We start from the raw sequence: 9,467 nt of genomic DNA, 5'->3' as shown, positions 1-9,467 counted from the left end.
ACTCACCCCCCAGCCCCCGCCGCCATCACCGACAACGCCACCCGCCGTCACACTGGGTCACCACGCCGGGGGCAGCACTGAGACCGCCGCCACACACGGCGAAACACGGCGAACGACGCGAGCGCCCTGTCCCCTCCGGGAGGACGGGCCGGCCGCCCGGAGGCGGCGGGCGGGACGGCGGGTTGCCGCCGCCCGGTGCGCGGCGACCTGCGCCGGTTCAAACGCTTCGTCGAGGACCTCGACGCCGGGACCGGTCCCCGGCCGTCGTCCGGGGGCGGCTACGATCAGGGTGCGTGCCGGATCGTCGGCGTCACCGGAACGGCGCCCGCGACCGACGCCCGCCGGCTGACCGTCGTGGGGCCGCGAGGGCGACGTCTGCCTCCGTGAAGCGGCGAGTGCCGTGCGCTCGTCCCCCCGTGGGTGTCCGCGAAGACGATTCGAGCGGAACGTCCGACGCACGGCGACTGCTCTCCCCTCCCCGCCGCCCGTTCGGGCCGCGTCGGCTTCACTGTGCTCGGCCGCTCAGGGGATCGTTCGGGAAGGTACGGGCTCCGCGCTCCTGCCGAGGCCGATCGGGTTCCGGGCATCGCTCTTCGTGAACGCGCCGACGTGCGCGGTGGCCCACTGGCGATACGTTCTCGGTGCCGTTCCGAGGACGTCGCGCACGGCAGTGGTGACGTAGGCGGGTCGTCCGACCGCCGCGCTCCATGCGGCGAGCAGCATGTCCACGACCGAGTCGGGTGCCGCGCCCTGCGCCGAGTCCCGGAACTCCTCCGGCGCCATCTCCTCGAAGGCGATCCGGCGGCCCAGCGCATCGCCGATGAGGCGCACCTGCGCGGCCTGGGTCAGGGACTCGGGCCCTGTCAGGACGTAGTCCTTTCCGATGTGTCCGTCCTGATGGAGCGTGCGCGCCGCGACGGCTGCGACGTCGCGGTCGTCGACCGGAGCAGTCTGGGCAGCGCCGTAGGGCCACCGGACGACTTCGCCCGCGCGGATCGCGGGCGCCCACCAGGCCAGTGAGTTCGATGCGAGCATCCCCGGCCGGATGATCGTCGACTCGAGTCCGCTCGCCGCGATGAGTCGCTCGATGTCGGCATGCAGGTCCGCCATGGGATTGGGCTGCTGGAAGAAGGGGTGCGGAGTCTGGTGCGGGGAGGAGAGGAAGACGACCCGGCGCACGTGGGCTGCCAGTCGCGCCACGACGTCGGCGCAGGTCCGGGGCGGGGCGGTCCAGACGAGGAAGACCGCGCCGGCGCCGTCCAGTGCCGGGTCGAGCGATTCGGGGGCGGTGAGGTCGCCGGTGAAGACCTCGACGTTCGCCGGCAGCGCCGCGGCCGCCTCCTGCGGTCGACGGGCGAGGGCGCGGACCGGCACGCCCGCGCCGAGGAGTCGGTCGACGACAACGCGACCTATCCGGCCCGTCGCCCCGGTCACGAGTACGGGGGGAGTGTCTGTGTGGCTCATGCCGTCCATGAAAACGCTACTCGGTTAAAAATACAACCGAGTAAAGCATATGGCCGGGGTGGCCCGCGCCGGCCGGCAGCGGGTCAGTGGTCGGACCTGCTGTCCGACCAGGGCCGCCGGGTTCGCGAGCTCCTCGCCCTCCTTCCTCAGACGAACGCGAAGAGCGCGAGGGGGGCCAGGCACAGCAGGACACCGATCACTTTGCCGATCGGGCCGCCGTTCCTCCGGCCTGCGAGCAGCAGCACGACGCCGGACGGGCACACAGCCACGAAGACCGGCAGCGGGATCAGCAGGAACGGGAGCGAGAACATGATCTCGATGCCGAACTGGAGCCAGCCGACGACAAGGCAGGCCGCACGGAAACCCCGACGTCCCGGCACCGCCAAGGGAATCAGGGTGCTGAAACCGGCCAGGCACCACATGACAAGGGTTTCTCCGTCGGCGCCCGCCTCACCCGTCACGTACCCGACCGCGTAGACCGACCACGAAGCCCCCGCCCACGCGGCGAGCCCCCACGGCCGGGACTCGGCGCGACGCGCCGCCAACGATCCGGTCATCATCCACCCCCAAGACGACTTTGAACGCGTTCAAGCTACTTGAACGCGTTCAAAATAGCACCACGGGCAACGGGCCATCGAGGGCGGGCGCGGCCCCGTCGGGCGCCGCGCCGGCCTGCGCCCGACGGGACCGCCAGGGGGTCAGGAGCAGGGGGGCGTTGGCGGGGCGGGCAACACTTCGGATGCAGGACGGTCGTCCCTTCGGTTCGGTGCGGCGGACCGTCGGAGTCGACACCGGGCGGGAGGAGCGGGTTCGGGCCGTCACCGTTCCCCGCGACGGGACTGGCCGGAGACCGTGGGCGGCCGGCCGGTGGCGGCCATCCGCGGTTGCAGGGTGAGGCGGATGCGCTGGGTGTCGGTGTGGCCGCGCTTTCCGTCACCCCCGAGTTCCACGACCCAGAAGCGCACCCGGGCACCGCCTTCCGCCGACCGCTCCAGCGCCAGCGAGACCTCCAGTTCGACCTCGCCGAGTTCGAACTGGATCGCCTGGTCGGCGCCCTCTGCCACGGCTTGCTCCAACTGGGCGCGCAGATCGCGGATGACGTCCGACAGTTCGATCACTGCTCACTCCCAAAGGGTGGCTCGGATGCTGAACGCAGCCTCACTATAGACGCCGGAGGGCGCAGGAATGACGCCCTGTCAGAACGGGCAACTCGATGGCATGGGAAGCCTGTTCGGAGTTCGGGGACCTGGCTGGTGCACCGGCGCGCGGCCGACGGGGGCGCGCCGGTGACGGGCCTGCGCGCAGAACGGGCCGCGGAGGTGATCGTCTGCCGGGCCGTCGGCGGAGAGGACCGAGGATCCGGTTACCTGGTGCGTGACGGCACCGTGCTGACCGCCGAACACGTCGTGCGCCGGGCCGTCGACATCCGGGTCCGGTTCGAGGCGGACCGGCCCGCCGAATGGACCGCACGGGCGCACGTGCTCTGGTCCGACGCCCGCTGCGACGTCGCCCTGCTCGCCCTGGAACGCGACGGCGCGGGGCCCGGACGGCGGGTCAGGCCGACACGGTTCGGGGCGGTACGCGAAACGGACACGGACCTGCGCAGCAGCGCGCTGGGCTTCCCCCTGTTCAAGCTGCGCGACGACCCCGGCGGCGCGACGAGCTACCGGGATTCCTGCCATGCCCGCGGGAGGATCGCGCCGTTGGCCGACCGCCGGGAGCGGACGCTGGAACTGCGGGTGCAGGAGCCCGAGTGGCCCCCGGAGCGCCGGTGTTCGCCCTGGGAGGGGATGTCGGGGGCCGCGGTGTGGGCGCACGGCCGGATCGTCGGGGTCGTCACCATGCACCGCCGGGAGGAAGGCTTCGGCACGCTGACCGTCAGCCGGGCGGACGGCTGGTTCGCGACGGCCGACGAGGCCGGCCGGCGGGCGCTGCGGCGCGCCGGCGTGGTGCCGGCGCTGCGGCCGGCGGTGCCCTGGTGGCGCAACCGCCGGCTGCTCCTCGGAACGGGAGCGGGGACGCTCGCCGTCACCCTGGCAGCCTGGTCCGGTGCGGCCCGGCTCACGGAGCCGCCGCCGCTGCGCTTCCGGATCGTGGGCGCCTGCGATCACGCCGGCCGGCAGCTGGACAACGAGTCGGCCGGCTTCACGCCCGGCGGCCGCTACACCAACGAGATCCTCGCACCCGACGGCCAGGCCCTTCCGCTCGGGGCGTCCGGCGAGAGCGGCACCGTGGCGAAGGACGGCTCCGTGCACTGGAGCTGGCCCTGTGCGAGCACCGACGCCAAGGGCACGTACCGGGCCCGGGTCACCGACGAGACGACCCACCGGCGCACCGGCTGGGTGCCCTTCACGATCGGGCAACTGACGCCGTACACCTGCGCGTTCCGGCAGGAGAACGGTCTCTGGTACGCCGGGATCAGCCGGACCGTGACCGCCGTCCTGGCGCCCGGGGCGAGCGACCCGGACGACGTCGCCGAGGCCCAGTGCCTGCTCCGGCGTCTGGGCTTCCCCCTCGGGGCCCGGGACATCGACGGCCGCTACGGCAGCTACACCCAGCAGGCCGTGAGCTCCCTGCAGACGCAGGGCGGGCTCACCCCGGACGGGATCGTCGGGCCGTCCACCTGGAAGGTGCTGCGCACCCGCACGCCGAGCGGCAGCTGACGGGGCAGGAGCAACGCCGTCGCGACCACTGCGGACCGCGCCGAGGTCCGGCGCGGTCCGCCGCTCGCCGGACGGCACCGGCAGGTCACTTCCCGGTGGGCGGGGCCGTCGCGGGCAGTTCCACCGTGACGCTCAGGCCGCCGTCCGGGCGCGGGGCGAGGGTGAGGGTGCCGTCGTGGGCCCCGGTGATGGACTTGGCGATCGCCAGGCCGAGGCCGATGCCGGCGTGCTCGGTGCCGGAGTCGGTGCGGACGCGCTCGGTGCCGCGCTGGAAGGGTTCCGTCAGGGTCGCGACCAGGTGCGGGCTGAGCTTGTCGCCGGTGTTCTCGACGGTGAGCAGCGCGCTGCCGGGGCCCGGGAAGGCGGTGACCCGCACCGTGCCGCCGCCGGGCAGGTTGTGGACGATCGCGTTGTGCAGGAGGTTGGTGGTCAGTTGCAGCAGGAGGGCGGGCGAGCCGGTGGTGGGAGTGAGCTCGCCGGCGGTCTCGACGCGGACGCCGTGCCGCTCCGCGAGGGGCAGGAGGGTCTCGGTGGCCTCCTCGGCGACCAGGGACAGGTCGACGGATTCCGGGGCGAAGGAGCGCTGGTCGGCGCGGCTGAGCAGGAGCAGCGCCTCGGTGAGCTCGATCGCCCGGGTGTTGACGGCGTGGAGGCGGTCGAGGACCTCACCGGTGTCGTGGCGGGGGTCGCGGCGGGCGAGGTCGATCAGCGCCTTGGAGATCGCCAGTGGGGTGCGCAGTTCGTGCGAGGCGTTGGCCGCGAACCTCTGCTGTTCGGCGACGTGGGCTTCGAGCCGGGCCAGCATCGTGTCGAAGGCGTCGGCGAGTTCGCGGAACTCGTCCTGCGGGCCGGGCAGCCGGGTCCGGTGGGAGAGCGACCCGGTCGAGGCGAGGCGGGTGGCGTCGGTGATGTGGGTCAGCGGGGCGAGGACCCGGCCGGCCAGGAGCCACCCCCCGACGAGGCCGAACACCAGCAGGAACGCCAGCACCGCGGCCGCCCGCGGAGCGAAGACGTGCAGGAGGTTGGACCGGACGGGGAACACCCCGGTGGTGGGGGTGTCGGCGGAGCCGGGGATGAGGAACGCCCGGTCGGGGACGTAGCGCAGCAGGAAGACCCACACCGCGGCGAGCAGCAGGACCGCGGCGACCATCAGGAATCCGGCATAGCTGAGGGCGAGTTTGAGGCGGACGCTCGGCCCCCGTCGTCTATCCACGCCCGCCCCCGTGCTGCTCGCCTTCCCGACGCCCGCCGCTCTCCCGCCCCGCTCCCGGCTGCGGGGCCGTCCGCGCGTCGATGCGGTAGCCGACGCCCGGCACGGTGGCGATGATCCAGGGCTCGCCGAGGCGCTTGCGCAGCGCCGACACGGTGATCCGCACGGCGTTGGTGAAAGGGTCGGCGTTCTCGTCCCAGGCGCGTTCCAGGAGTTCCTCGGCGCTGACGACACCGCCCTCGGCGGCGACGAGGACCTCCAGTACGGCGAACTGCTTCCTGGTCAGCGCGACGAACCGGCCGTCCCGGTGGACCTCGCGGCGGAACGGGTCCACCCGCAGTCCCGCGATCTCCCGCACGGGCGGCCTGCTGTGGGCACGTCTGCGGTTCAGCGCGCGCAGTCTGAGCGCGAGTTCCCGCAGGTCGAACGGCTTGGTGAGGTAGTCGTCGGCGCCGAGCCCGAACCCGGAGGCCTTGTCGTCGAGACGGTCCGCCGCGGTGAGCATGAGGATCGGCAGGCCGCTGCCGGAGGCGACGATGCGCCGGGCGATCTCGTCGCCGGACGGCCAGGGAACGTCCCGGTCGAGGACGGCGATGTCGTACGCGTTGGCACCCAGCAGCTCCACGGCGGTGTCCCCGTCGCCCGCGATGTCGGCCGCGATGGCCTCCAGCCGCAGGCCGTCGCGGATGGCCTCGGCCAGGAAGGGCTCGTCCTCGACGATCAACACGCGCATGGCCCGATGCTACGAGTCGGGACATATCGTCCGTGTATCGGAAACTCCATACGCCCCGGCAACACCGGGACGCGTTGGGTGGGGGCATGGAGCACACCACGCCGTCAGCGCCGACCACGAGCCGCCGGGAGAGCGGTTCCGGCACCGGGCCCCCGAACCGGGGGCGGAGTCGGGGCCCGGGCCCCGGCCGGGCGCCCGGCACCGCCCGCCTCCTGCACGGCCTCACCCGGCCGGAGCCGTGGAAGCGCGCTCCGGTCCTCACGGCGCTGGCGCTGCTGCTCGGCCTCGCCATGCTGCTGCACGCGCAGATCCCCAACCGGGTCTGGCACCTCGGCAGCCTGGCGGAGAGCGCCCTGCCGTGGTTCGCGCTCCCCGTCCCCCTGCTGCTGACCGCGGCCCTGTGGCGCCGCTCCGCTTCCGCGACGCTCGCGCTGCTGCTGCCGGTGACGGTGTGGCTGCAGATGTTCGGCGGGCTGCTCTCCGACAAGTCCCACCCCGGCGGCGACCTCACCGTGGTCGAGCAGAACGTCGACGCCGACAACCCCGACCCGGTCGGCACCGCCCGCGACCTCGCCGCCTCCCACGCGAACCTGCTGGCCCTGGTGGAGCTGACCCCGCAGTCCCTGGGCGGCTACGAGACCGAGCTGGCGAAGACCTACCCCTACCACGAGGTACGGGGCACCGTCGGGCTCTGGAGCACACTGCCGCTGTCCGCCGCCCAGCCGATCGACGTCATGGACTACGGGCCCCTCGGGACCAGCAGGCCCACCGGAAGCGACGCCGACGAGAACCGGGCGCTGCGCACCACGGTGACGACGGCCCGCGGGCCGCTGACGGTGTACGTCGCCCACCTCGGATCCGTCCGCGTGTACCCCGGGGCGGGCTTCTGGACGGTCTCGCGGGACATCGGCGTGCAGGCCCTCGCCGGGGCCGTCGCCGCCGACCCCGGTGAGCGGGTCGTCCTGCTCGGCGACCTGAACGGCGCGACGGACGACCGCGCACTCGCCGGCCTCACCTCGCGGCTGCACTCGGCCCAGGAGAGCGCCGGGGCCGGCTTCGGCTTCAGCTACCCGGCGTCCTTCCCGGTAGTGCGGATCGACCACGTCCTGGTGCGCGGCCTGACGCCGCGAAGCGCCCGGGTCCTGCCGGCCACCGGCAGCGACCACCTGCCGGTGGCGGCCGCGCTGGACTGGTGAGCCGCCTCCAGGGCGGTCGAGGCGGCCCGTCTCCCCGGCTGCCGTCGCCGGCCGCGCTCCTTCATTCCCGATGACCGTCGGCTTCGGGGTCGGTCGCGTGGTGCGGCGTTCGAACGGCGAGGAGGGCGACGTCGTCGATGCCGGACGGCTGGACCCGGCGCAGGAGCTGGTCCGTGAAGGACGGCAGGGGGCGGTGGGCCAGGGCGGCCGCGTGCTGCCGGAGCCGGCCGAGGCCGTCGTCCAGGGTCCGGCCCCGCGTTTCGATGAGGCCGTCGGTGTACAGCAACAGGGTGGATCCGGGCGGCAGCAGGACGGTGGCGTCGGGGCGGGGTCTGCGCACTCCGGTGCCGAGCAGGAGCCCGTGGCCTTCGGTGAGGTATTCGGCCAGGCCGTCCCGGGAGATGACCAGGGGTGGCGGGTGGCCCGCGTTCGTCCAGGTCAGCTGCCACTGGCCGTCGTCCCTCCGGATGATCCGGGCGAGGACGAGGGTGGCCATGGAGACGTCCGTGATCGGCATGATCACCTCGTCCAGGCGCTCGACGATCTGGCTGGGGGACTGCTGCTGGGACCACGCCAGGGCGCGGAGCATGTTGCGCAGCTGGGCCATGCCGGCGGCGGCCTCCAGGTCGTGGCCGAGGACGTCGCCGATGGCCAGGGCGGTGGCGCCGTCGGACAGTGTGAAGGCGTCGTACCAGTCACCGCCGACCCGGGAGGCGTCGGGCGCGGGCAGGTAGCGCACGGTCATCTGGAGGCCGGGCACCTGCGGCATCTGGGGCAGCAGGTGGTTCTGCATGGTCTCGGCGACCTTGCGCTGGCGCTGGTAGAGGCGGGCGTTGTCCAGGGCCACACCGGCGCGGCGCGCGATGTCCTCCACCAGCGGAAGGTCGGCGACGGTGAAGGCGCCCGGTTTCCGGGCGCGGCCCAGGGTGAGGGCCCCCAGGACCTCGCGGGTGCCGCGCAGGGGTGCGATGGCCGCGGAGTGGATGCCGGTGGTCTCGAACAGGCGGCGCTGCTCCACCGCTATCCCGCTGTCCGGGGCGCCCTGGTAGTTCTCGGGCCCCGCCAGGGTGGAGGCGACGCCCCGCAGGGCCCGGGACAGGGGCATCGGGGAATCCTCGGGGATCGGCGGCATCGGCCCCTGCAGATCGTCGCGCTGCACCAGTGCGTGGCCGTGGGCCTGGACCACGGTGGTGCGCCACACCTCGTCGTGCTCGGCGATCAGGTCGATGACGGCCCAGTCCGCCAGCCGGGGCACGACCAGGGCCACCAGCCGGCGCAGCGCCTCGTCGACGTCGAAGGTGGAGGTCAGCTGGGTCGTGGTCTCGGCCAGCAGGGCCAGCCGTTCGAGCTCGCTCAGGCGCTCGGCGGGCTTCGGCTGGTCCGGCCCGGTGCTCGGCGCCGGCTCGGGGGCGTGGAAGATCACGAGCGTGTGGGGCCCGGGCCGGTCGACGGCGTAGGGGGCGACCAGCCAGGAGACGCGCAGGACGGAGCCGTCAGGGCGCGCGAAGTGGTCCTCCTCCGCCTGTGCCGGGTGCCCGGCGAGGAACGCCTGCCGCATGCCGCACCGGCTGGTCGGCAGCGGCTGGCCCTGGGGCCCCCGGTGCAGCAGGTCGTGGGCGTCCCGGCCGATCAGGTCGGCGGCGGGCCGGCCCAGCAGGTGCTCGGCGTGGACGTTGGCGGCCACGATCCGCCCCTGGTCGTCGACGAGGTAGGCGCCGGCCCCGATGGCGTTCAGCGCGTCGGTGAGCCGGGCGTCGGGAGCCCCCGCCAGCTGACTGCGCCCGGCCGCAGCAGTCTCCGGATCCGTCATGTCCTCGCCTCCTGAAGATCGAGCTTCCATCGGTACCGCAGGTCAGTGGTGCTGCGGCTGCCATGGTGCCGCAGCTTCCGTGGTGCCGCTGCCGCGGTGCCGCGGCTGCTGCCCGATGCCTCCTCTGACGGCGTGCCCGCACCGCGCAGCCGCACCCGGGGACGGACCACGGGCTCGCCCCGGGCCCCCGCGTGGCGGCACGCGCGCGGTGGGCCGGTTGACGGTTCCGGCATCGGGACCTGTCCTGGCCCGGGCAACGAGCGGCGGGGGGCGCGGGGGCGGGGCGCCCCCCCCCCCCGCGCCCCCCCCCCGCGGGCCCGCCCCCGGGCCCCCACCCCCGGGGGCGTATAAAAAAAAAACAAACCCCCCCACAAAAAAACAAACACAAAGA

The 9,467-nt window shown here is 73.7% G+C and carries 8 protein-coding genes; 2 read left to right on the top strand and 6 right to left on the bottom strand.

All coding sequences use genetic code 11. The features are described 5' to 3' along the window. Nucleotides 1-522: 522 nt before the first annotated feature. The 3 genes from ACFV1W_RS39250 to ACFV1W_RS39240 all read right to left on the bottom strand — a co-directional run bounded on the left by ACFV1W_RS39250 (nt 523) and on the right by ACFV1W_RS39240 (nt 2,582). On the bottom strand, nt 523-1,464 hold the full coding sequence (locus ACFV1W_RS39250) for an SDR family oxidoreductase (RefSeq protein ID WP_380422224.1): 942 nt from the start codon (nt 1,462-1,464) through the stop codon (nt 523-525). Between the two features lie 146 nt (nt 1,465-1,610). Then, nucleotides 1,611-2,024 (bottom strand): hypothetical protein, encoded by a 414-nt coding sequence (locus ACFV1W_RS39245; RefSeq protein ID WP_380422223.1) that lies wholly within the window; start codon nt 2,022-2,024, stop codon nt 1,611-1,613. A gap of 258 nt (nt 2,025-2,282) precedes the next feature. Next, complete coding sequence (locus ACFV1W_RS39240) at nt 2,283-2,582, bottom strand: trypco2 family protein (protein WP_380422221.1); 300 nt, start codon at nt 2,580-2,582, stop codon at nt 2,283-2,285. Nucleotides 2,583-2,717: 135 nt separating this feature from the next. On the opposite strand from ACFV1W_RS39240, the gene ACFV1W_RS39235 reads away from it, so the two are divergent. Then, complete coding sequence (locus ACFV1W_RS39235; RefSeq protein ID WP_380422220.1) at nt 2,718-4,127, top strand: peptidoglycan-binding protein; 1,410 nt, start codon at nt 2,718-2,720, stop codon at nt 4,125-4,127. An 85-nt stretch (nt 4,128-4,212) separates the two neighbouring features. Here ACFV1W_RS39235 and ACFV1W_RS39230 read toward each other — a convergent pair whose 3' ends face one another. Both ACFV1W_RS39230 and ACFV1W_RS39225 read right to left on the bottom strand, forming a co-directional pair. Further along, nucleotides 4,213-5,340: a sensor histidine kinase gene (locus ACFV1W_RS39230; RefSeq protein ID WP_380422218.1), complete on the bottom strand. Its 1,128-nt coding sequence runs from the start codon at nt 5,338-5,340 to the stop codon at nt 4,213-4,215. Beyond that, nucleotides 5,333-6,070 (bottom strand): response regulator transcription factor, encoded by a 738-nt coding sequence (locus tag ACFV1W_RS39225; RefSeq protein ID WP_380422217.1) that lies wholly within the window; start codon nt 6,068-6,070, stop codon nt 5,333-5,335. The genes ACFV1W_RS39230 and ACFV1W_RS39225 overlap by 8 nt, the downstream gene beginning before the upstream one ends. An 86-nt stretch (nt 6,071-6,156) precedes the next feature. Here ACFV1W_RS39225 and ACFV1W_RS39220 point away from each other — a divergent pair, with 86 nt between their 5' ends. Further along, a complete protein-coding gene (locus ACFV1W_RS39220; protein ID WP_380422215.1) occupies nt 6,157-7,266 on the top strand; it encodes an endonuclease/exonuclease/phosphatase family protein in 1,110 nt (369 codons plus the stop codon). Nucleotides 7,267-7,327: 61 nt separating this feature from the next. Here the strand turns inward: ACFV1W_RS39220 and ACFV1W_RS39215 are convergent, their stop codons facing one another. Beyond that, complete coding sequence (locus ACFV1W_RS39215; protein WP_380422213.1) at nt 7,328-9,076, bottom strand: SpoIIE family protein phosphatase; 1,749 nt, start codon at nt 9,074-9,076, stop codon at nt 7,328-7,330. Nucleotides 9,077-9,467 lie beyond the last annotated feature (391 nt).

Origin of the sequence: Kitasatospora sp. NPDC059648, assembly GCF_042734825.1 — a bacterium.
Classification (GTDB): domain Bacteria; phylum Actinomycetota; class Actinomycetes; order Streptomycetales; family Streptomycetaceae; genus Kitasatospora.
The sequence above is the reverse complement of the archived record's forward strand: the minus strand, read 5'-3'. Positions and strand labels throughout refer to the sequence as shown.